Annotated in this window: 18 protein-coding genes; 10 read left to right on the forward strand and 8 right to left on the reverse strand. The window is 70.4% G+C overall.

The features are described from left to right. Nucleotides 1-32 precede the first annotated feature (32 nt). Nucleotides 33-536, forward strand: coding sequence for a RidA family protein (locus tag HD599_RS10605; RefSeq protein WP_184237117.1), 504 nt, complete (start codon nt 33-35; stop codon nt 534-536). Next, nucleotides 533-1759, forward strand: a complete 1227-nt coding sequence (locus tag HD599_RS10610; protein WP_184237120.1) for an MFS transporter — start codon at nt 533-535, stop codon at nt 1757-1759. The genes HD599_RS10605 and HD599_RS10610 overlap by 4 nt, the downstream gene beginning before the upstream one ends. A gap of 62 nt (nt 1760-1821) precedes the next feature. Here the strand turns inward: HD599_RS10610 and HD599_RS10615 are convergent, their stop codons facing one another. From HD599_RS10615 to HD599_RS10625, 3 genes are all read right to left on the reverse strand, one after another. Then, on the reverse strand, nt 1822-3276 hold the full coding sequence (locus HD599_RS10615; protein WP_184237123.1) for an aldehyde dehydrogenase family protein: 1455 nt from the start codon (nt 3274-3276) through the stop codon (nt 1822-1824). 36 nt (nt 3277-3312) lie between these two features. After that, nucleotides 3313-4335, reverse strand: a complete 1023-nt coding sequence (locus HD599_RS10620) for a phosphotriesterase family protein (RefSeq protein WP_184237126.1) — start codon at nt 4333-4335, stop codon at nt 3313-3315. Nucleotides 4336-4420: 85 nt separating this feature from the next. After that, a complete protein-coding gene (locus HD599_RS10625; RefSeq protein ID WP_184237129.1) occupies nt 4421-4933 on the reverse strand; it encodes a macro domain-containing protein in 513 nt (170 codons plus the stop codon). A gap of 125 nt (nt 4934-5058) precedes the next feature. Here HD599_RS10625 and HD599_RS10630 point away from each other — a divergent pair, with 125 nt between their 5' ends. After that, nucleotides 5059-5697, forward strand: coding sequence for a SatD family protein (locus tag HD599_RS10630; protein WP_184237133.1), 639 nt, complete (start codon nt 5059-5061; stop codon nt 5695-5697). Further along, on the forward strand, nt 5694-6542 hold the full coding sequence (locus HD599_RS10635; RefSeq protein WP_184237136.1) for a hypothetical protein: 849 nt from the start codon (nt 5694-5696) through the stop codon (nt 6540-6542). Before HD599_RS10630 ends, HD599_RS10635 begins: the two co-directional genes overlap by 4 nt. An 18-nt stretch (nt 6543-6560) precedes the next feature. Here HD599_RS10635 and HD599_RS10640 read toward each other — a convergent pair whose 3' ends face one another. Next, complete coding sequence (locus tag HD599_RS10640) at nt 6561-8057, reverse strand: sugar porter family MFS transporter (protein ID WP_184237139.1); 1497 nt, start codon at nt 8055-8057, stop codon at nt 6561-6563. Nucleotides 8058-8274: 217 nt separating this feature from the next. On the opposite strand from HD599_RS10640, the gene HD599_RS10645 reads away from it, so the two are divergent. Genes HD599_RS10645 through HD599_RS10655 form a run of 3 tightly spaced genes read left to right on the forward strand, consistent with a single transcriptional unit; the run spans nt 8275 to nt 13247 of the window. After that, nucleotides 8275-9492 carry an MFS transporter gene (locus HD599_RS10645; RefSeq protein WP_184237143.1) on the forward strand — a complete coding sequence of 406 codons (1218 nt, stop codon included), beginning with the start codon at nt 8275-8277 and terminating at the stop codon, nt 9490-9492. Between the two features lie 30 nt (nt 9493-9522). Continuing rightward, a complete protein-coding gene (locus HD599_RS10650; protein ID WP_184237146.1) occupies nt 9523-10665 on the forward strand; it encodes an FUSC family protein in 1143 nt (380 codons plus the stop codon). After that, nucleotides 10662-13247: a DUF4062 domain-containing protein gene (locus HD599_RS10655; RefSeq protein WP_184237149.1), complete on the forward strand. Its 2586-nt coding sequence runs from the start codon at nt 10662-10664 to the stop codon at nt 13245-13247. Before HD599_RS10650 ends, HD599_RS10655 begins: the two co-directional genes overlap by 4 nt. Here HD599_RS10655 and HD599_RS10660 read toward each other — a convergent pair. The 4 genes from HD599_RS10660 to gatC form a co-directional block, all read right to left on the reverse strand. Next, complete coding sequence (locus tag HD599_RS10660) at nt 13244-14035, reverse strand: hypothetical protein (RefSeq protein ID WP_184237152.1); 792 nt, start codon at nt 14033-14035, stop codon at nt 13244-13246. The two genes, HD599_RS10655 and HD599_RS10660, sit on opposite strands and share 4 nt — an antisense overlap. Before the next feature lie 119 nt (nt 14036-14154). Then, nucleotides 14155-15672 (reverse strand): Asp-tRNA(Asn)/Glu-tRNA(Gln) amidotransferase subunit GatB, encoded by a 1518-nt coding sequence (gene gatB / locus HD599_RS10665; RefSeq protein WP_184237155.1) that lies wholly within the window; start codon nt 15670-15672, stop codon nt 14155-14157. Next, the gene (gene gatA / locus HD599_RS10670; RefSeq protein WP_184237158.1) at nt 15672-17201 is read right to left on the reverse strand and encodes an Asp-tRNA(Asn)/Glu-tRNA(Gln) amidotransferase subunit GatA; all 1530 of its coding nucleotides are present in this window, start codon (nt 17199-17201) and stop codon (nt 15672-15674) included. The genes gatB and gatA overlap by 1 nt, the downstream gene beginning before the upstream one ends. A 2-nt stretch (nt 17202-17203) precedes the next feature. Next, on the reverse strand, nt 17204-17503 hold the full coding sequence (gene gatC / locus HD599_RS10675) for an Asp-tRNA(Asn)/Glu-tRNA(Gln) amidotransferase subunit GatC (protein WP_184237160.1): 300 nt from the start codon (nt 17501-17503) through the stop codon (nt 17204-17206). A 148-nt stretch (nt 17504-17651) separates the two neighbouring features. Between gatC and HD599_RS10680 the strand changes: the two genes are divergently transcribed. The 3 genes from HD599_RS10680 to HD599_RS10690 all read left to right on the forward strand — a co-directional run bounded on the left by HD599_RS10680 (nt 17652) and on the right by HD599_RS10690 (nt 20070). Beyond that, nucleotides 17652-18488 (forward strand): META domain-containing protein, encoded by an 837-nt coding sequence (locus HD599_RS10680; protein ID WP_184237163.1) that lies wholly within the window; start codon nt 17652-17654, stop codon nt 18486-18488. 4 nt (nt 18489-18492) lie between these two features. After that, nucleotides 18493-18966 (forward strand): META domain-containing protein, encoded by a 474-nt coding sequence (locus HD599_RS18030; RefSeq protein WP_184237166.1) that lies wholly within the window; start codon nt 18493-18495, stop codon nt 18964-18966. Between the two features lie 63 nt (nt 18967-19029). After that, nucleotides 19030-20070: an isopenicillin N synthase family dioxygenase gene (locus HD599_RS10690; protein WP_184237169.1), complete on the forward strand. Its 1041-nt coding sequence runs from the start codon at nt 19030-19032 to the stop codon at nt 20068-20070. Nucleotides 20071-20087: the final 17 nt, after the last annotated feature.

A 20087-nucleotide genomic window follows, 5' to 3' on the forward strand; every position in this document is an offset into this window, starting at 1 on the left:
AGATACTCTGGAGTCCTAGTACAGGGAGAAACATGGTCCACTCAGCCGAAGCCCGCGCGATCGAACTCGGGCTGGTCATCCCCGACTACGCCAATCCCCCGTACGGCGGCCGGTACGGCAGCTCGCTCCGCGCCTTCCACCGCACGGGCGACCTGCTCGAGCTGAGCGGCATCACCCCCGAGTCCCGGGACGGCGTGATGGTGCACCCCGGCTCCGTCGGTGTCGACATCACGCTCGACCAGGCGCAAGAAGCGGCGCGGTACACGGCGGTGAACGCCCTCGGCCTGATCCGCTACGCCCTCGGCAGCCTCGACGAGGTCGTCGCCCTCTCGCGCGGGCTCTGCTTCGTGCTCTGCCCGCCCGGATTCGAGCGGCTCAACGAGGTGTCCAACGCCGCGAGCGACCTGCTCTTCGACGTGTTCGGGCCGGATGTCGGACGGATGGGCCGCGCGTCCATCGGTGCGACCGCGCTCTCGCGCAGCGCGTGCTTCGAACTCTGGCTCAGCCTGGAGTGCCGCCCGCGCAGCGCCGCGTGAGACCGCTCGCGCAGTCCGGCACGCGGGGCCTCGCCTTCTGGACGCTCGTGCTCGCCTCCACGGCGGGCCACCTCGTCAACGGAGCGACCACCCCGGTGATCCCCCGCGTGGTGCAGGGCGAACTCGGCGCCGACCCCTCCCTCGCCGGGCTCCTGGTGTCGCTGGCCGCATTCGCGTCGATCGTCGCGATGCCGGTGGGCGGGATGCTCACCGACCGGTTCGGTCCTCGCCGCGTCATCCTCGTCGCCGCCTGTCTCGCCGCCGTCGGGCTGGCGCTCGTGCTCATGATGTTGAGCGTTCCCAGCCTCGCCGCCAGCCGGCTCGTCTACGGCGCGGGCAACGCCGCCGTCGCGACCGCGCTGACGGCGTGGGTGGTCGCCGAGGCACCGCCCGAGCAACGCGGCCGCGCTCTCAGCTTCTTCGGCCTGAGCGTCTGGGTCGGGCTCGCCCTCGGTCCCGTGCTGGGCGAGAACCTGTTCCAGTCTTTCGGCCACCGCTCCGTCTGGATGGCGGCGGTCGTGCTGCAACTGCTCGGCCTGCTGCTCGCCATGCTGGCCCGCGACGGCCGGGCGCCGCGCTGGGCGGCGGTGGAACGCCGCGCCCGCAGCACCGGCCGCGCCGGCAGCGTCCTACCCGCCGTCGCGCTCCCCGGAGCCGTCGGCCTCGTGGCGTGGGCGGCCGAGGGGTTCCTGATCGCGTTCCTCATCCCCCACCTGGTCGGCCGAGGCGTCGACGCGGAGGGGCTGCTCGGAGCGGCCAACGTGTTCACCGTCTTCGCCGCGAGCGTCATCGCCGCGCGCCTGCTGCTCGGCGGCCTACCCGACCGCCTCGGTGCGACGACGACCGCCCGCATCAGCATGGTGCTGCTCGCGGTCGGTCTCGGCGTGCTCTCGCTCTCGGGCAGCTTCCCCGTGGCGGCGCTCGGCGCCATGCTCGTCGGGTTCGGTTTCTCGCCGCTGTTCCCCGCGCTCACCCTGCTGACGACCCAGAACCTCGATCCGGGTCGGCGCGCGACGGGCGTCGGCACGTTCTCGGCGTTCACGAGCGCCGGGTACGCGGCGGGCTCGCTCGTCGGCGGACTGCTCGTCACGCACCTCGGGTCGGGCCAGGCGCTCGGCATTCTCGCCGTGTTGCAGCTCGCCGCCATCCCGCTGCTGCGTGGAGGAAATCGCGGCGACACGGGCCGCGGCCGGTCCTACCGGGTCGAGCCGCCGCTCGTCTGAACGGCGGCACGATCGCGTACCAGAGCGCCGAGAGTTCTCAGAGAGCCCGGCGCTCAGCGAGCTCAGAGCGCGATGACCACGCTCTTCATCTCGGTGTAGGAGCGCAGCGCTTCTTCGCCGAGGTCGCGGCCGAGCCCCGACTCGCCCACGCCGCCGAAGGACAGCGCGGGGTCGAATACGTTGTAGGTGTTCACCCAGACGGTTCCGGCGCGCAGGCGCTGGCCCATGCGGTGGGCCCGCGCGAGGTCGTTGGTCCAGACGCCGGCCGCGAGGCCGTAGCTCTGGTCGTTGGCGATGGCCACCGCGTCGTCCTCGTCGTCGAACGGGATGATGCCGACGACCGGTCCGAAGATCTCCTCGCGGGCGATGGTCATCTCGTTCGTGACCCCGCTGAACAGCGTCGGCTCGACGTAGTAGCCGGCGCGGTCGGGCACGTTTCCGCCGACGACGACGGTCGCGCCCTCGGCCTGGCCCGTGGCGATGTAGCCGAGCACCTGCTGTCGCTGTTCCTCGGAGACGAGCGGACCGACCGTGACCCCGCCGGCGAGGCCGTCGCCGAGCGAGACCCGGCGTACGGCCGCGGCGAGGCGCTCGGTGGTCTCGGCGAGGATCGAGCGCTGCACGAGCAGGCGGCTGCCGGCGGTGCACATCTGGCCGGAGTGGCCGAAGGAGGCGCGCATCGCCGTGAGCACGGCGGCGTCGAGGTCGGCATCCTCGAAGATGATGTTCGCGCTCTTGCCGCCGAGCTCGAGGGTGAGGCGCTTGAAGTCGCCCGCCGCGGCGGTCATGACCTTGCGCCCGATCTCGGTGCTGCCGGTGAACGAGATCTTGTCGACGCCGCGGTGGGCCGTCAGCGCGGCACCGACGCGGCCGTCGCCGGTGAGGACCTGCACGACGCCGGCGGGAACACCGGCCTCCTCGCAGATCGCGGCGAGACGCAGCATCGTGATGGGGGTCTGCTCGGCGGGCTTGACGATGACGGTGCAGCCCGCGGCCAGCGCGGGGGCGAGCTTGAAGCTCGCGGTCATGATCGGGAAGTTCCACGGCAGGATCAGCGCCGCGACGCCGACCGGCTCGGGCGTCGTGTAGACGTGGTGCTGGCCGCCGTCGATAGGCACGACCGTGCCGGTGAGGCGCGAGGGCGCTCCCGCGTAGTAGCGGAAGACCCGGGCGGCCGTCGCCGTGTCGGCGCGCGAGCGCTCGATCGGCTTGCCGTTGTCGCGGGTCTCGAGCACGGCCAGCTCTTCGAGGCGCTCCTCGATGAGGTCGGCGACCTTTCCGAGGATGCGGCTGCGGTCGTGCGGGCTCATGCCGCTCCACCGGCGGTCCTCGTGGGCGCGGCGCGCGGTGGCGACCGCTTCCTCGACGTGCGCCTCGTCGGCCTGGGGAACGCGGGTCAGCAGCTCCTCGGTGGCCGGGTCGATGATGTCGATCAGTTCCGCGCCCTCCGGGGTGATCCAGACGCCGTCGACGAGGTAGGGCTCGATCGGTGCGAGCGGGGCGAGTTGGTCTCTCATGGGATCCTCCGGGGTGGTGGGTAGAAGCAGTCTCGATCAGGCGGGCAGGTCGAGAAGCCGGGCGGGCTCCCCGACGGTCATCCGGTCGAGCGTCTCGTCGGAGACGCCGAGCAAGCGCAGGCCGGGCACGACGCGCGCGCTCAGGTGGTCGAGGCCGTGGCCGCCGAACCGGCGGAGCTGGCCCTTCGTCCACGTGCTGTGGCCGAGGACCCAGCGGATGCCGGGATCGGTGTCGAGCAGCGCGAGCAGGGCGTCGACGCGCTGCGGGTCGCTCGCGTTGCGGATGCGCCCGACGTGCGCGCCCTCGTTGCCGAAGCACATCTCGAGCACAGCGCCGGACTGGCCGAGGTCGCGCAGGTAGGGGAGGTCGAGGAACTCGTCGACCGTGGTGAACACGATCCTCGAGGGGTCGACGCCGAGCGCCACGAGGTGGTCGACGATCTCGAGGCCGTTGCGGGCGTCGGCGGCCAGACGCACGCTGATCGCGGATCCGGTGGACACCGCGGCGCGGCCGGCGGCGGTGAGGCTGATGCGTTCCTGCTCGCCGTCGGGAGTCGAGAAGGCGCCGGTGGTCCCCATCAGGCCGAGGATCCCGGCCCGGTAGTCGGTTCCCGGCACGGCCTCCGTGAGCGCGCGCTCGAACAGCGCGGTGCGGCCGTCGACGTCGAGCGCGAGGTACCACTCGGGCAGGAGGCGCGGCAGGTACGCGCCGTAGCCCGAGACGACGTGCAGCCCGCCGCGCAGCGCGAGCGCCGGCAGCCTCGGGTGGTCGGGGCCGAAGCCGAGCGAGCTGAGGTCGACGATGGCGCCGAGGCCCGAGCGGGCGCCGATCGCGACCTCGTCGCCGAGCAGGTCGAGGTCGTCGAGACGCAGGTTGTCGGCGAGGGCGAGCTGGCTCCAGCGCAGGGCCGCCGCGAGATCGGCGGTCACCCGCCGGCCGGGATCGAGGTTCTCGACGCCCGGGCGCTGCAGGGCGCTCGCATCGGTGAGGAGGTGCTCGTGCATGGAGACCGCGCCGAGATCAACGCCCTCGACGGGCCCGAAGACGGTCTGGATCACTGGACTCCCATTTCCCCCACGATCACGCGCCGCAGATCGTATCCAATCTACACGTTTATGTATCCTTTGGCGTAGGGCGGTGCGTCTACCCAGCCAACGCGGAGCGCAGCACGGCGAGGTCGGCCGCGCTGTGCGCCACCAGCGTGACGGTCTCGATCGCGGCATCCCGGTTCTCGTCGGCCCACGCCCTGACGGTGTCGACTGCGACGACGGACGCCGCGGCGAGGGGATACCCGTAGACGCCGGTCGATATCGCGGGAAACGCGATCGAGCGGAATCCAGCCGCGAGATCGAGCGAGTTGCGGTAGCAGGCCGCGAGCAGCGCGGCCGCGCGTTCGGGATCGTGCGCGCTGTAGACCGGGCCCACGGTGTGCACGATCTTCGCCGCCGTGGCGATGCGGAACGCGTCGGTCATTTTCGCCTCGCCCGTCGAGGCGCCGCCCAGTGCGCGGCAGGCCTCGAGCAGTTCCGGGCCCGCGGCGCGGTGGATCGCGCCGTCCACTCCCCCGCCGCCGAGCAGGCTGGAATTCGCCGCGTTCACGATGACGTCGCTCGGGAAGCGCGTGATGTCGGCTTGGACGGCGTCGATGGTGATCATGCTCGATGGTCGCCCGGTTCGTCCCGCGGCGCAATCTCGCGCACGGATACAAGCTCATCGCTTATATCGCGATCAAATAAGTTTGAAGCTTATATTTTTCGGATAGAAGTCCTAGGCTTATTGGCATGGACAGCAGCCCACCCCTCACCGCCGTCATCATTGACATCTCCAAGTCGCGCTCGCACGCGGACCGCGCCGCGCTGCAACGTGAGATCGAGACGGCTTTCGGCCGGGTGAACTCCGAGGTCCCGGCGCTGCAGCCGATCGCCCCGACGGTCAGCGACGAGTTCCAGGCCGTCTACGCCGATCTCGCGCTCACCCTGCGCGCCACACTGCTGGCGCGCCTCGTCCTCCCCGAGGGCATCGAGTGCCGCTTCGGCATCGGCCGCGGCGACGTGGTCATCGTCGGCAGCGGTGTCGTCGGTGCGGTGCAGGATGGTTCTGCATGGTGGACGGCGAGAAAGGCGATCGATGAGGCGAGACAGCACCAGTACTCGAAACTCGGTTTCGTCCGCACCTGGTACAACGCCGAGTCCCCCGAGGACGCGCTCGTGAACGCCTACCTGCTCGCCCGCGACCAGATCGTCGGCGGCATGAACCCGCGTGCCCGCCGCCTGCTGCTCGGCCAGCTGCTCGGCTCTACCCAGGCGCAGCTCGCGCTCGACGAGGGCATCTCCCAGTCGGCGGTCTCGCAGAACCTGTCACGCAGCGGCGCCAACGCGATCGTCGCGGGCGCGGCCCTGATCGCGAAGGACGCCCGATGACCCTCCTCGCCCTGCTGCTCGGCTCCGTCGGCCTCGCCGACCTGCTCGCCCACCTCGGCACCTCCCGACGCGACCGGCTGTCCCCGCGCCGACGCTCGCCTCGGCGGCTCTGGGCACCCGCCGCCATCGGCGCCGCCGCGTTCGTCGCCGGAGCCGCGACGACCGGTGCTCCGTGGGGCTGGTGGCCCGTCGGCGCGGCGGCCGTCGCGGGCTGGCTGATCGCCACGCGCGAGACCGCGCGCAGTACCGCCGGCTACTGGGCCGCCGGGACACTCGCGGCGGCCATCGTCGCGGCGTTCGTCTGGGGCGGCGCCCTCCCGACCCCGCGCGGCCCGCTCGTCGACTGGTACGACGCGCTCCCGTACGCGGCCCTCGCCGACATCGGGTTCACGACCTTCGCGCTCGTGGTCGGCGGCGCGTTCTTCCTCGTCGAGTCGGCGAACGTGGTCGTGCGTCTGGCGCTGCGGGGCGAACGGGACCACGGGCCCGTGGATGCCGCGGCCGCCGTCGTCCCGGCGGCCCCGAAGCGCCGCTGGTGGCAGCGGGGCGTCGCACCCGCGACATCCACCGAACAGCCCGTCGCAGAACTCGGTGTCGTCGAACTGCGCGGAGGCCGGTTCATCGGGCCGCTCGAACGGCTGTTCCTGCTGGCGCTCGTGCTCTCCGGCCAGTTCACCGCGATCGCGGCGCTGGTCGCGGCGAAGGGCATCATCCGCTTCCCCGAGATCTCCAAGGACGCGGCGGGCGGCTCGAAGGCCGAGTACTTCCTCGTCGGCAGCTTCGCGAGCTGGACGCTCGTGCTGCTCGTCGTGCTGCTGGTGGCGCTGGGCCCGGCACTCCCGTAGGACCGCCGGGCAGCGCCGCTACTCTTTGGCTGCGCCGTCGATGTTCTCGGGCATGTTGATGACCGCGATCGTGCCGGTGCTGAGGTCTTCCTCCACCTGCTCGAGCGAGCGGCCGCGGGTCTCCGGAGCGCTCGTGAAGACGAAGACGAGCGACAGCACCTGGATCCCGGCGAAGACCAGGAACGTGGCGGTGATGCCGAAGCTGTCGACGACGCTCGGGAAGAACAGGCCGATCGCGAAGTTGGCGAGCCAGAGGAACAGCACCGAGACGCCGAGGCCGAAGCCGCGGAACTTCTGCGGGAAGATCTCGGCGAGCATGAGCCAGACGATCGGCGCGATCGTCGCCTGCGTGACGAACACGAAGATAACGACGAAGACGAGGATGACGGAGGCGCGGCCGATTCCCTCGGGAATCAGCATCGACGAGAAGCCGATGAGCAGGTGGGCGATCGTGGTCCCGCCGAAGCCGGTGATCAGCAGGGTGCGGCGTCCGAACCTGCGGATAAGGCGGAATCCGACGAGCACACCGGTGAGCGAGAGCACGCCGTTCGCGGTGTTGGCGATGAGTGCGCCGCTGGCGCTAAAGCCGGCATCGGTGAGCAGCTGGGTGCCGTAGTACATCACCGCGTTGATGCCGGTGAACTGCTGGGCGACCGCGAGGCCGATTCCCACGAGGAGGATGCGGCGGATCCACGGGATACGCAGGTCGCGCCATCCACCGGTCTGTCCGTCCTGGTTGTCAGAGATCTCGCTCTCCTCGGCCATGTCGTGCACCTCGGCGAGTTCGGCGGCCGCACGCTCGGGGGTGCGCACCTGCTCGAGCACGGCGAGGGCTTCGTTCTCGCGGCCCTGGGCGATGAGCCAGCGCGGGCTCTCGGGCATACGCAGCATGCCGATGAAGAGGGCGATCGCGGGCAGTGCCGAGATCGCGAGCATCACGCGCCAGATACCCTCGACGTCGCCCCAGACGTTGCCGATGATCGCGTTGATGACGAACGCGGAGAGCTGGCCGATCACGATCATGAGCTCGTTGCGGTTGACGATGCCGCCGCGGCGTTCGGTCGGCGCCAGTTCGGCGAGGTAGACCGGCACGGTTACGGAGGCGCCACCGACCGCGAGGCCGAGCACGAAGCGCGCGACACTGATGAACTCGAACGACGGCGCGACGACGCAGCCGATGGCGGCGACGAGGAAGATCACCGCGAGAAGAAGGATGTTGTGGCGGCGCCCGAACCGGTCGGAGAGCCGGCCGCCGAACAGTGCGCCGACCGCGGCGCCGAGCAGCAGGATGCTGGTGACGACACCCTCGGTGACCGGGGTGAGGTCGAAGTCGCGGGTGAGCGGCGCGAGGGCGCCGTTGATCACGCCGGTGTCGTAGCCGAAGAGCAGCCCGCCGAAGGTCGCGATGACGGCGACGAGGCCGAGGCGTGTGGTGTGCGGGCCCTTTCCGAGCGGCGGGAGCGCCCGGCGACGACGCGGCGGGGCGGACGTGGGAGTGTGCGGTACGGAAGACATACGTCCAATGGGTTATGGGGTCGGGGGCGATCGAGCAGCGAGCGTGCTCCAGCTGCGTTGGTGGCCATTCGGGTCTCGAAGAGTCGAGAACATCGCCAGTTTAGACGACATTTGTCGATTAGTCCGTCGCGCATCGTCTAGCGTTGGGTCTTCACGCCCTCCCTCATCGCTGCGGTGCACGGCCCCACCCGCCCACGCATCCCCCGAATAGAGCTTCATGAGCGCGCCCACAACCATCCGTCTGTCGTCTGCCCTCGGGCTGGCGGCACTCACCCTCTCGACCTTCGTCGCCATCACCACCGAGCTGCTGCCGGTCGGCCTGCTGCCGCAGATGAGCCGCGAGTTCAACGTGCCCGAGTCGACCATGGGCCTCGTCGTCACCGTCTACGCCCTGGCCGTCACGATCCTGTCGCTGCTGTTGACGACCTTCACCGCGCGCCTGCCCCGCAAGCGCCTGCTGCTGCTGACCCTCGTGGGCTACGCGGTCAGCAACCTCCTCGTCGCGCTCGCGCCGACATTCGTCGTGGTCTGCATCGGCCGCGGCATCGGCGGCGTGGCCCACGCGCTGTTCTTCTCGGTCGTTTCCGCGTACGCCACCAAGCTGGTGCCGAAGCACCTCGTGGGCCGGGCCATCGCGATCGTCTACTCCGGCACCTCGCTCGGGTTCGTCCTCGGAGTGCCGCTGGCGACCTCGGTCGGTTCCGCCGTCGGCTGGCGGGTCGCGTTCGGTGCTCTAGTCGGAATCGCCGCGCTGCTCGTGGTCGCCACCTCCGTGATGCTGCCCTCCGTGTCGGGCGAGACCGACAGCCACAGCGCACGCTTCCGCGCCTGGCGGCGCTCCGGCCTGCTCGCGGTCGCCGTCGTGAACGTGGTGCTCTTCTTCGGGCACTACGTCGCCTACACCTATATCGCGTCGCTTCTCGCCCTCGCCGGGGTCGAGGAGCAGGCGGTCGGATCGGTGCTGCTGCTGCTCGGCGGCGCGGGGATCTTCGGGCTCGTCGGTGCCGGGCTGCTCGTCGACCGCCGACCGCGGCTCGGTCTGCTGGTGACGGTGGCCGTGATGGCACTCGGGCTCGCAGCGATCCCCCTCACCTCGGGGTCCCTCGTCGGCACGCTCATCGCCATCGGCGCCTGGTGCCTCGCCTTCGGAGCGGCCCCATCGTTCCTGGTCACCGCCGCGATCCGCACCGGTGCGGTCTCCCCCGACATCGCCGGCGCGGTCACCAACGCCACGAGCAACCTCGGCATCGCCGCCGGTGCGGTGGTCGGCGCGCAGATCTTCGCGGGCGCGGGCGTCGTCGGCCTTCCGTGGGTGGGCGCGGCACTGCTCGCGGTCTCGGTGCTGGTCGTGGTGGTCTCCGGCCAGGCGTTCACGTCGAAGCCGCACCGCGAGAACCTCGGCACCGGCGTCATCACGCTGCCGCAGGTCGGCTGACTCGCAGGCGCCGTCGTCGAGACTGGAGGGATGCCCTCCCCCGTACGACTCGCCCGTCTGCCGTGGAAGGCGTGGATCACCGACGCGCGCTTGCTGCTCGCCGGAAAGACCGCCCTCGCCGTCGGGATTGCCTGGCTCATCGCCCCGCTCGTGCCGGGCGTCGCCGACGACTACCCGTACTACGCGCCGCTCGGCGCGCTGATCAGCATGAGTCCGACGCTGATGAGCTCGGTGAAGATGGGCCTGCAAACGCTCGCCTCGCTCGCCATCGGTATCGTGCTCGCCGGCGCGGTCATCGTCCTCGCGTCGCCGAACGTGCTGACGATCTCGCTCGTCGTCGGCATCGGCGCGCTGGTGGCCGGCAGCCGCTGGCTCAAGGACGGCGGCGAGTACGTGCCGGTCGCGGCCCTGTTCGTGCTGATCATCGGGGGTCCGGACGCCGACGCCTACTCGCTCGGCTACATCGTGCAGATGAGCGTGGGCATCGCCGTGGGGCTCGTCGTCAACCTGGCGGTCTTCCCGCCATTGCGGGTGTCGGCGGCGATGCTGCGCATCGGCGAGTTCCGCGGCATGCTGGCGACCCACCTCGACGAGATGGCGCACGCGCTGGCCGAGGAGTGGCCGCCCCAGCACGAGGAGTGGGCGACCCGCAGCGAGGCCTTGCGCAGCACCGCCGACGACGTGCGGTCCGCCCTCGGCGAGGCGGACGAGAGCCGCAAGGGCAACCCGCGGGCCCGGCTGCACCGCCGCGACCTGACCCACGACTACTCCGACCTCTTCGATCTCGAGACCATCACCTTCCACGTGCGCGACCTCACCGACCTGATCGCGGCGTCGATCTGGCAACGCTCGTTCGCGGCCGAGCTTCCCGAGGCGTTGCGGGCGCCGTTGGGCGAACTACTGGAGGCGCTCGGCGCAGTGCTCGTCGCCCGCAACACCGGCGGCGACGCGGCGGAAGCCATGGCAGCCGCCGAGGCCGCCCTCCAGTCCGTGCTCGACTGCATGGACGAGCAGCGCGACGTCGCGCCCTCGTCTCTCAGCACCACCGCCGCGGTCGCGATGACCGCGCGCCGCATGCTCGCGATCATGGCCGAACGGCCGAACGGGTCGTCGGCGCTCCCGCCCGCGGGGGCTAGACCGCGAAGGTCTGTAGCGCCACAATCGTGGTCATGAAAATCACCCCGGGTGGTATTCGTACGCCCGACCAACGACTCCGGGTCTTCGTCAGCTCGACACTCCGCGAACTCGCGCCCGAACGCGCCGCCGCACGCACCGCCATCGAACGGCTCCACCTCGCCCCCGTGATGTTCGAGCTCGGCGCCCGCCCGCACCCGCCACGGCAGCTCTACCGCGCCTACCTCGACCAGAGCGACGTCTTCGTCGGCATCTACGGTTCGAACTACGGCTGGGTGGCACCCGACGAGACGGTGTCCGGCCTCGAAGACGAGTACAACCTCGCCCCCGACCTGCCGCGGCTGATCTACATCACCCAGAGCGCCGCCGCCCGCGAGCCGCGGCTGACGGAACTGCTCGACCGCATCCGCGACGACGACCGGGCCTCGTTCAAGTACTTCGCGACCCCGCAGGAACTCCGCCGGCTGCTCGAGGCCGATCTGGCCACCCTGCTCGCCGAGCGCTTCGACCTCAGCCGCACCGAACCCACGACCGACACCGTGCCGGTGACCCTCGAGCCCACGATGCCGCCCACGCCGGTTCCCCTCACCGAGCTCATCGGACGCGAGACCGAGATCCATGCCGTCGAGGCCCTGCTGAGTGCGGAGGCGGTGCGGCTCGTCTCCCTCATCGGCCCGGGCGGCATCGGCAAGAGCCGGCTGGCCATCGATCTCACCAACCGGGCCAAAAACAGGGGCGAGGATGCCGCCTTCGTCGATCTCACCCCGGTGAACGACGCGTCGCTCGTGCCGAACGTCGTCGCCGAGGCGCTCGGGGTGCTCGACACGGGCGACCGGCCCATCGCCGAGAAACTCACCGCCGCCCTGCGCGAGCGCCGCGTGCTCATCGTGCTCGACAACTTCGAGCAGGTGCTCGCCGCGGCTCCCGGCCTCACCGCGCTGCTCTCGGCGGCGCCCGCGGTGAAGCTGCTCGTGACGAGCCGCACGATCCTCCGCGTCTCCGGCGAACACGCGGTCGAGGTCGGCCCCCTCGCCGTGCCCGACGCGACCCGGGCGGGCGATCCGGCGCGGGTCGCCTCTGTCGCTCTGTTCGTCGAGCGGGCACGCGCCGTCAAACCCGACTTCGACGTCACGCCCGCCACCCTCGAGGCGATCGCGGCCATCTGCGTGGCCCTCGACGGCCTGCCGCTCGCCCTCGAGCTCGCGGCCGCCCGCAGCCGCATGCTCACGCCCGCGGCGATCCTCGCGCGGCTCGACCGACGGCTGACGCTGCTCGCCGGCGGCGCCCGCGATCTGCCGGCGCGGCAGCAGACGCTGCGCAAGACCATCGAGTGGAGCACCCAGCTGCTCGGCCCGCACGAGAAGAAGCTGCTCACCCTGCTCGGGGTCTTCGCCGGCTCGTTCTCGCTCGAGGCGGTCGAGTTCGTGGCGGACGCGTCATCCGACCCCGATCTCGAGCCCCTCTTCGCCCTGGGTAATCTCGTCGACAACAGTCTGGTCCGGGAGGAAGACCGTGGCGGCCGGCCCTACTACTCGATGCTCACGACGCTGCGCGAGTACGCACTCGAGCAGCTCGAGGTCGCCGGCGAGCTCGAGGCGACCCGGGGGTGGCACGCGCGGTACTTCGTCGAGCTGGCGCGATCGCTCGAGCCGTCCCTGCGCGACGGCGGCCAACGCGAGGCGATCGCGCTGCTGAACAACGACCGTGACGACCTGCGGTCGGTCGCCCGCTTCCTCCTCGACACCCGGGACTACGCCACGATCGCGGAGTTCGCGTGGGCGCTCCTGGTCTACTGGTGGCTGGGCGGACTGCTCGGCGAGGTCCGCGCCTGGATGGACGAGGTGCTCGTGCTCGGCCACGAACTGGACGACCGGACGAGGGCCCGCGCCCAGTACTTCAGCCAGTCGATCACGCTCTGGAAGGACCCGGACGACCGGGTGGTTCCCGGGCTGACCGAGAGCGCCGAGCTGTTCGGCCGGGTCGGCGACCGGTCGGGCGAGGGGCTCGCCCATCTCTCCCTCTCGCTGGCGGCGATCGCGCACCGTCCGCCCGACGCGGAGCGGGCGGAAGCCAGTCTCGACCGCAGCATCGACCTGTTGCGCGCTGCGGGAGACGGTTGGGGCGAGGCCATGGCGCTGCTGACCCGCGGCCGGCTGGCGCTCGTGCAGCGGTCCGTGCACCGCGCCGTGGAGTGTTTCGAGCAGAGCCTCGCCCTGGCCCGTACGCAGGGCGAGGACATGGGCATCGCCGCCGCCCTCCAGCACCGCGGCTGGGCCCTGCTCGTGCTGGGCCACACCGCCGACGCGAAGGCGTCGTTCGAGGAGAGCCTCGCCACCTCCGCCCGGCTCGGGCACGCGGAGGGCGTCGCCTACGGGCTCGAGGGTCTGACCGCGATCGCCGCGGCGGAGGGGCGGGCCGAGCGCGCCGGACGGCTGCTGCGCGCCTCGGAGTCACTACGCCGGCAGACCGGTCTCGGTGACGCGGCGAGCTTCTCGTTCCACAAGCACTACCTCGCGCCGATCCTCGCCGGCGACGGGGCCGAAGAACTCGAACGGGCGCGCACGGACGGCAGCGACCTGTCGATCGACGAGGCGGTGGACTTCGCGCTGCAGCACACCTAGCCGGCGGTCGCCCGCTCCAGCACGAGAGGCCGCACCGTGGCGTCGTCGACGGTGCCGACCAACGCGTGGATCACGTTGCCGACCAGGATGTCCGCGGCATCCGCCTGACCGTTCCTGATCCGCCGTACGAGGTGCACGCGTTTCGCGACCTCTCTGTCGACCTCGACCAGCACTGACCGGTCGAAGGCGGCCGGATCGTCGGCGAGGAGGCGCGTGAGTGCGGCGCGGCGGGCGACGCGCTTGCGTTCGTTTCGCGCGTTGCGGACGGCCGTGCGCGCGAGCCTCGCACGGTCGGCGACCGTGGTCCGGTATTCGCGCACACCGACGACCACGGCGAGTCCGACGGCGACAACGGCGGCCACGGAGTAGATCGTCGCGACAGCCGTCGGAGCGCCGTGCACCAGCACTGCGCCGGCCCCGGCAGCGCCCACGACCAGCGCGGCGACGGCCAGGCGCCAGGTCGGCGACCAGGCGAGATCGAAGACCACCATCACCGAGCGTGTGAACGCCGAGTGCCGCACGGGCACCAGCAACGGGCGGATCGGCGTACCCATGTTCACGGAGATCGGCGCGCGGCTGGTCGCGACGTCGGTCGATCTCTCGACCAGGACCCACCCGAAAACCGCCTGGCTGGATGTCGCGGGCAGCCCGAGCGTGACGATCGCGAGTAGCACGGTGAGAAGTACGGTCGCGGTGACGCCGTCGAGCGCGTCGGTGACGGCTTCGTCGGCCGTCGTCGCGTCCGGGACGACGATCCAGAACACGGTCAACGCCCAGATCGCGGCCACGCTGAGGGCGATCAGCGTTTAGCCGATGGCGAATCCGAGATAGCCGACCGAACGCCAGGCCGTGAACGTGCGGAGGGCGGAGTCCCCCGCACGTTCGCGAGGAGCTCCGCCCGGTGACACTACTGCTGCTGCGCTCGTTCGAGCACGAGTTCACGCACGCGTGCGGCATCCGCCGTGCCCCGCATGGCCTTCATGACCGCGCCGATCACGGCGCCGGCGGCCTGCACCTTGCCGTCGCGGATCTTCGCGAGCACGTCGGGCTGGGCCGCGAGTGCCTCGTCGATCGCGGCGATGAGGGGGCCGTCGTCCGAGACGACGACGAGTCCACGCGCGGTGGTGACCTCGCCGGGCGAACCCTCGCCGGCGACGACGCCCTCGAGCACCTGGCGGGCGAGACGGTCGGTGAGTTCGCCGTTCTCGATCATCGCGATCAGCTCGGAGACGTGCAGCGGCGAGACGAGCGACGACGCGTCCACGCCGGCCTGGTTGGCGACGCGGGCGATTTCGCCGGTCCACCACTTGCGGGCCTGGGCGGGAGCGGCGCCGGCGGCGACGGTCTCCTCCACCTCGACCAGCAGGCCGGAGTTCAGCACGTCCTGGAACTCGAGGTCGGTGAAGCCCCACGCGTCTTTGAGACGGCGGCGGCGCACCGCGGGTGCCTCGGGCAGCGCGGCGCGCAGCTCCTCGATCAGCTCGATGCTCGGCTGCACGGGCAGCAGGTCGGGCTCCGGGAAGTAGCGGTAGTCGTCGGCGTCGCTCTTCGGACGGCCGGCGCTCGTGACGCCGGTGTCCTCGTGCCAGTGACGCGTCTCCTGCGTGATGGTGCCCCCCTTCGCGAGGATGGCCGCCTGACGCTGGATTTCGTAGCGGATGGCGCGCTCGACGCTGCGCAGCGAGTTGACGTTCTTCGTCTCGGTGCGGGTGCCGAGCTTGCCGGAACCGCGCGGCGTCAGCGAGATGTTCGCGTCGCAGCGCAGGTTGCCACGCTCCATCTTCGCCTCGGAGATGCCGAGCGCGGTCGCGATGTCGCGGATCGTCGACACGTACGCCTTGGCGAGCTCGGGGGCGTCGCCCTCCGCGCCGTAGATGATGTTCGTGACGATCTCGACGAGCGGCACACCGGCGCGGTTGTAGTCGACGAGCGAGTACTCTGCACCCTGGATGCGGCCGGTGGAACCGCCGACGTGCGTCAGCTTGCCGGCATCCTCTTCCATGTGGGCGCGTTCGATCGACACCTGGAAGACGCGGCCGTTGGGCAGCTCGACCTCGACGTTGCCGTCGTGGGCGATGGGCTCGTCCGACTGGCTGATCTGGTAGTTCTTCGCCAGGTCGGGGTAGAAGTAGTTCTTGCGGGCGAAGCGGCTGGATGGCGCGATCTCGCAGCCGAGCGCGAGGCCGAGGCTGATCGCGAACTTCACCGCCTGCTCGTTGACCACCGGCAGGCTGCCCGGCAGACCGAGGTCGACGGGGGTGATCTGCGTGTTGGGCTCGGCGCCCTGGTTCTCGGAGTTCGCCGGGTTGGGCGCGTCCGAGAACATCTTGGTCTTCGTGTTGAGCTCGATGTGTACCTCGAAGCCGAGCACCGGCTCAAACAGCTCGAGCGCCTTGTCGAAGTCCATCAGTTCTGCCTTGGCCATCAGACGGCTCCTTCTGTTGCTGCGCGCTGTGCGAGGTCGGGGATCTGGCTGATCAGCGTGTGACCCCACTTCTCCTCGAGCAGGCGCTCGAGGGTGGCGCCGACCTCGTAGAGGCGGGCGTCGGCGCGGGCGGGCGCCATGATCTGGATTCCGACGGGCAGGTTGTCCTCCGGCGCGAGGCCGATCGGCAGGCTCATGCCGGGGATCCCGGCGAGGTTCGCGGGGATCGTGGTGACGTCGTTGAGGTACATCGCGAGCGGGTCGTCGATCTTCTCGCCGATCTTGAACGCGGTGGTCGGGGCCGACGGGCTGACGAGCACGTCGACCTTGTCGAAGGCTGCGGCGAAGTCGCTCTGGATGAGAGTGCGAACCTTCTGCGCGCTGCCGTAGTAGGCGTCGTAGTAGCCGGCGCTGAGAGCGTAGGTGCCGAGGATGACGCGGCGCTTGACCTCCGGACCGAAGCCCGCCTCGCGGGTGGCGGCCATGACGTCTTCGACCGTCCCTCCCCCCACAGGGTTCACACGCAGCCCGAATCGCACAGAGTCGAACTTCGCGAGGTTGCTGGAGGCCTCCGCGGGCAGAATCAGGTAGTAGGCGGCGACCGCGTACTCGAAGTTGGGTGCATCCACCTCGACGATCTCGGCGCCGGCTGCCGCGAGCAGCTCCAAGCTCTCGTGGAAGCGCTGTGTCACACCGTGCTGGAAGCCGGGAGCGTCGAGCTGCTTGACGACGCCGACACGGAGTCCCTTGAGGCTCTCGGCTTTCTGCCCGGAGAGCGCGGCTGCCGTGAAGCTGGGCCAGACATCGGTCAGGGAGGTGGAGTCACGCGGGTCATGTCCGCCGATGACGTCGTGAAGCAGAGCTGCGTCGAGCACCGTGCGCGAAACGGGGCCGACCTGGTCGAGCGAGGAGGCCAGGGCGATTGCCCCGTAGCGGGAGACCCCGCCGTAGGTGGGCTTGACGCCGACCGAACCGGTGACGGCCGCGGGCTGGCGGATGGAACCACCGGTGTCGGAGCCGAGCGCGAGAGGCGCCTCGAAGGCGGCGACGGCCGCTGCCGAGCCACCGCCCGAGCCGCCGGGGATACGGTCGAGGTCCCACGGGTTGTGCGTGGGGCCGTAAGCCGAGTGCTCGGTGGTCGAGCCCATGGCGAACTCGTCCATGTTCGTCTTACCGAGCGGGATCAGGTTGGCGGCGCGGAGGCGCGCGACCACCGTGGCGTCGTACGGCGGAACCCAGCCCTCGAGGATCTTGGAACCGGCGGTCGACGGCATGTCGATCGTGCAGAGCACGTCTTTGATGGCGACGGGCACTCCGGCGAGCGGGCCGAGCTTCTCGCCGGCGGCGCGCTTGGCATCGACGGCGGCCGCGGTCGCGAGGGCGTCGGCGGAGACGTGGAGGAACGCGTGCACGTCGCCGTCGACGGCGGCGATGCGGTCGAGGTGTGCCTGCGTGGCCTCGACGCTGGTGATGTCGCCCGAGGCGAGCTTGTCGGCGAGCGCCGCGGCGCTGAGCGTGGTGATCGTCATGGTTACTGTTCTTCTCCCAGGATTGCGGAGACCTTGAAGCGGGCACCATCGTGTTCGGGGGCTCCGGCGAGCGCCTGCGCCGCCGTGAGGGTCTCGCCGGCCACGTCGGGTCGGAAGACGTTGACCAGCGGGATCGGGTGGCTCGTCATGGGGACGTCGGGGGTGGCGACTTCGCTCACCTTGGCGACATTGTCGAGGATCGCGCCGAGCTCGCCCGAGAGCGTCTCGATCTCTTCGGGGGTCAGCGCGATTCTCGAGAGGTTCGCGAGGTGCGAGACGACGTCGGTCGTGATTTCAGACATGGGACTCCGTGGTGTCGCTATAGAGGGATACCCCATCTTAACCGGTGCGCGTCGTACCTTCCGGGTGAGGGCGATGGCGGGCGACGCGCCTACGCTGCCCCCAACGTTCCGGCTCCGCCGTGCGTCGTAGAGGGTAGGAGGCAATTCCATGCGCACACGATTCGCTCTCGTCGCGGTGATCGCGCTCGCACTCGCCGGGTGCGCGAGCTCGCCGGAGGTCACGACCCCGGGCTTTCCCGTCGCGGACGACCTCGACGGATCGTGGCGGCTGACCTCCGGCACCGACACGACCGGCGCCTTCGACCTCGGCGACACCGAGATCACCCTCGAGCTCGACGACCGCACCGCCTCGGGCAACGCGGGCTGCAACAGCTACACCGGGGAGTTCGGTGTCACCGTCGACGGCGGCATCTCGTTCGGTCCGTTCGCGTCCACCAAGATGGCCTGCTCCCCCGACAGTGTGATGGACCTCGAGAGCCGCTACCTGGCCGGCCTCGAGGCCGTCGACACCGCGACGCTCGAAATCGACGGATTCACCCTGAGCCTGAACGACGACGTGCTCGAGCTCGTGTTCGCCGAAGTCGACGACAAGGGCGACGACGAGAGCGACGGCGCGGGCGCGGGCGACGTTGACGAGGCGGCGCTCGTCGGCACCACCTGGTCGCTCGAGTCGATCGGCGGCACCGAGGCCGCGGTCGTCGTCGACGGCGAGGCCTCGCTCGTCTTCGGAGACGACGGCTCGATCCACGGGTCCGCGGGATGCCGCGGCTTCGAGGGCGACTACGTCGACCGCCCCAGCGGCTCGATCTCGATCACCCGGATAGAGATCGACGCGGCAGACTGCCCGGAGAGCATCGGCACCCAGGAGACCCTCGTGTTCGACGTGATCGGCGAGGGATTCACCGCGACAATCGCGGACAACCGGCTTACCCTGTCGAAGGACGGCAGTTCGATCTCGCTCGTCTACCGGCCCCTGGAGGACTGATCACGTGAGACTCGCCCGCACCGCCGTCCTCGTCACGGCACTCGCCCTGCTCACGGGCTGTGCCTCGTCCACGGGCGGAACCGACGACACGATCCCGCCCCTCGACGAAACGGAGACCGCCGTGACCGACCTCTCGGGAGACTGGCTGCTCGTCAAGGGCACCGACGCCCAGGGCTCCATGGCCCTCGACCTCGTCTCCATCACCCTCGCGATCCAGCAGGACGGCACCGTCTCCGGCCAGGCTCCGTGCAACTCGTACACCGGCGCGCTAGAGCAGGACGCGTCATCCGTCACCTTCGGCCCCCTCGCCTCGACGCTCATGGCCTGCGTCGACGACACGAAGACGGCACTCGAGACCCGGTACCTCGCGGCCCTCGAGTCGGTCGCGTCGGCGCGGCTCGGCGGCGAGATCCTCGACCTCAGCGGCGACGGTGTGAGCCTGCGCTACGAGCTGACGCCGAAGAAGTCGACGCAGTAGCGGTCCCTGAGCCTGTCGAAGGGCGTAACGCGCCCGAAACCGGCGCGGAGTAGTTTGGGCGCCATGACATTCCACGTTCCCGCCGTCGATATCACCGCCTGGGTCACCGACGGCACCGCCGAAGAGAAAGCCGCGGTCGCCGCCGCGATCGACACCGCCTGCCGCGAGGTCGGGTTCATCCAGATCCTCGGACACGGCATCCCGACGAGCGTGACCGACGGGCTCGCGAGCGCGATGGACGACTTCTTCGCCCAGGACCTCGACACCAAGAAGCGCAGCATCGCGCCCAAGGGCACCAACCGAGGGTACACGCCCCCGAAGGCCGAGTCCCTCAGCCTCAGTCTCGGCGTCGAGAGCGCCACCCGCATGAACGACTTCTTCGAGGCGTTCAACGTCGGGCTGGCGACGTCCGACTTCCCGGGCGTCGAGCTGGACCCGATGGAGTACGCCGAGAATGTGTGGCCGGATGTCGCGGGCTACAAGGAGCGCATCGACGCGTACTTCTCCGAGGCCGGCCGCGTCGCCACGACGCTCACCGACATCTTCGCCGCCGCGCTCGACCTGCCCGACGGCTTCTTCGACGCGTACACCGACCATTCCATCGACGTGCTGCGCATGAACAACTACGCCCTGCCGCCCGGAACCGTCGACCTCGACGGCGACCTCATCGGCATGAGCGAGCACACCGACTTCGGCATCGTCACCGTGCTCTGGGCCGACCAGGTGAAGGGCCTGCAGGTGCTCGGCAGCGACGGTTCGTGGAACGACGTGAGCCCCGCCGACGACGCCCTGCTCGTCAACCTCGGCGACCTCACCTCGCGCTGGACCAACGAGCGCTGGATGTCGACCCTCCACCGCGTCAAGCCGCCGATCGTCGACGGCACGATCAACCGCCGCCGCAGTGCCGCCTACTTCCACGACGGCAACGCGGACGCCACGATCGCGGCGATCCCCTCGACGGTCGAGCCGGGCACCGAGGCGCTGTACCCGCCCATCACGGTGAGCGCGCACATCCAGGCCAAACTCGCCGGTTCGCGCGCCGGCAAGATCAACACGAGCGCGACGCGCGAGGCCGCGCGCGTCCTCGCCGCGAACGGTGGTTGAGTAGGCCGTCCACGGCC

The organism is Conyzicola lurida, assembly GCF_014204935.1.
Classification (GTDB): domain Bacteria; phylum Actinomycetota; class Actinomycetes; order Actinomycetales; family Microbacteriaceae; genus Conyzicola; species Conyzicola lurida.

Excerpts from the sequence above, each read along its gene's own strand:
- HD599_RS10605 (WP_184237117.1), top strand. The coding sequence starts at position 33 with ATGGTCCACTCAGCCGAAGCCCGCGCGATCGAACTCGGGCTGGTCATC.
- HD599_RS10680 (WP_184237163.1), top strand. The coding sequence starts at position 17,652 with ATGCGCACACGATTCGCTCTCGTCGCGGTGATCGCGCTCGCACTCGCC.
- HD599_RS10615 (WP_184237123.1), bottom strand. The coding sequence starts at position 3,276 with ATGAGAGACCAACTCGCCCCGCTCGCACCGATCGAGCCCTACCTCGTC.
- gatC (WP_184237160.1), bottom strand. The coding sequence starts at position 17,503 with ATGTCTGAAATCACGACCGACGTCGTCTCGCACCTCGCGAACCTCTCG.
- HD599_RS10650 (WP_184237146.1), top strand. The coding sequence starts at position 9,523 with ATGCCCTCCCCCGTACGACTCGCCCGTCTGCCGTGGAAGGCGTGGATC.
- gatA (WP_184237158.1), bottom strand. The coding sequence starts at position 17,201 with ATGACGATCACCACGCTCAGCGCCGCGGCGCTCGCCGACAAGCTCGCC.
- HD599_RS10635 (WP_184237136.1), top strand. The coding sequence starts at position 5,694 with ATGACCCTCCTCGCCCTGCTGCTCGGCTCCGTCGGCCTCGCCGACCTG.
- HD599_RS10690 (WP_184237169.1), top strand. The coding sequence starts at position 19,030 with ATGACATTCCACGTTCCCGCCGTCGATATCACCGCCTGGGTCACCGAC.
- HD599_RS10625 (WP_184237129.1), bottom strand. The coding sequence starts at position 4,933 with ATGATCACCATCGACGCCGTCCAAGCCGACATCACGCGCTTCCCGAGC.
- HD599_RS10630 (WP_184237133.1), top strand. The coding sequence starts at position 5,059 with ATGGACAGCAGCCCACCCCTCACCGCCGTCATCATTGACATCTCCAAG.
- HD599_RS10645 (WP_184237143.1), top strand. The coding sequence starts at position 8,275 with ATGAGCGCGCCCACAACCATCCGTCTGTCGTCTGCCCTCGGGCTGGCG.
- HD599_RS10640 (WP_184237139.1), bottom strand. The coding sequence starts at position 8,057 with ATGTCTTCCGTACCGCACACTCCCACGTCCGCCCCGCCGCGTCGTCGC.
- HD599_RS10655 (WP_184237149.1), top strand. The coding sequence starts at position 10,662 with ATGAAAATCACCCCGGGTGGTATTCGTACGCCCGACCAACGACTCCGG.
- gatB (WP_184237155.1), bottom strand. The coding sequence starts at position 15,672 with ATGGCCAAGGCAGAACTGATGGACTTCGACAAGGCGCTCGAGCTGTTT.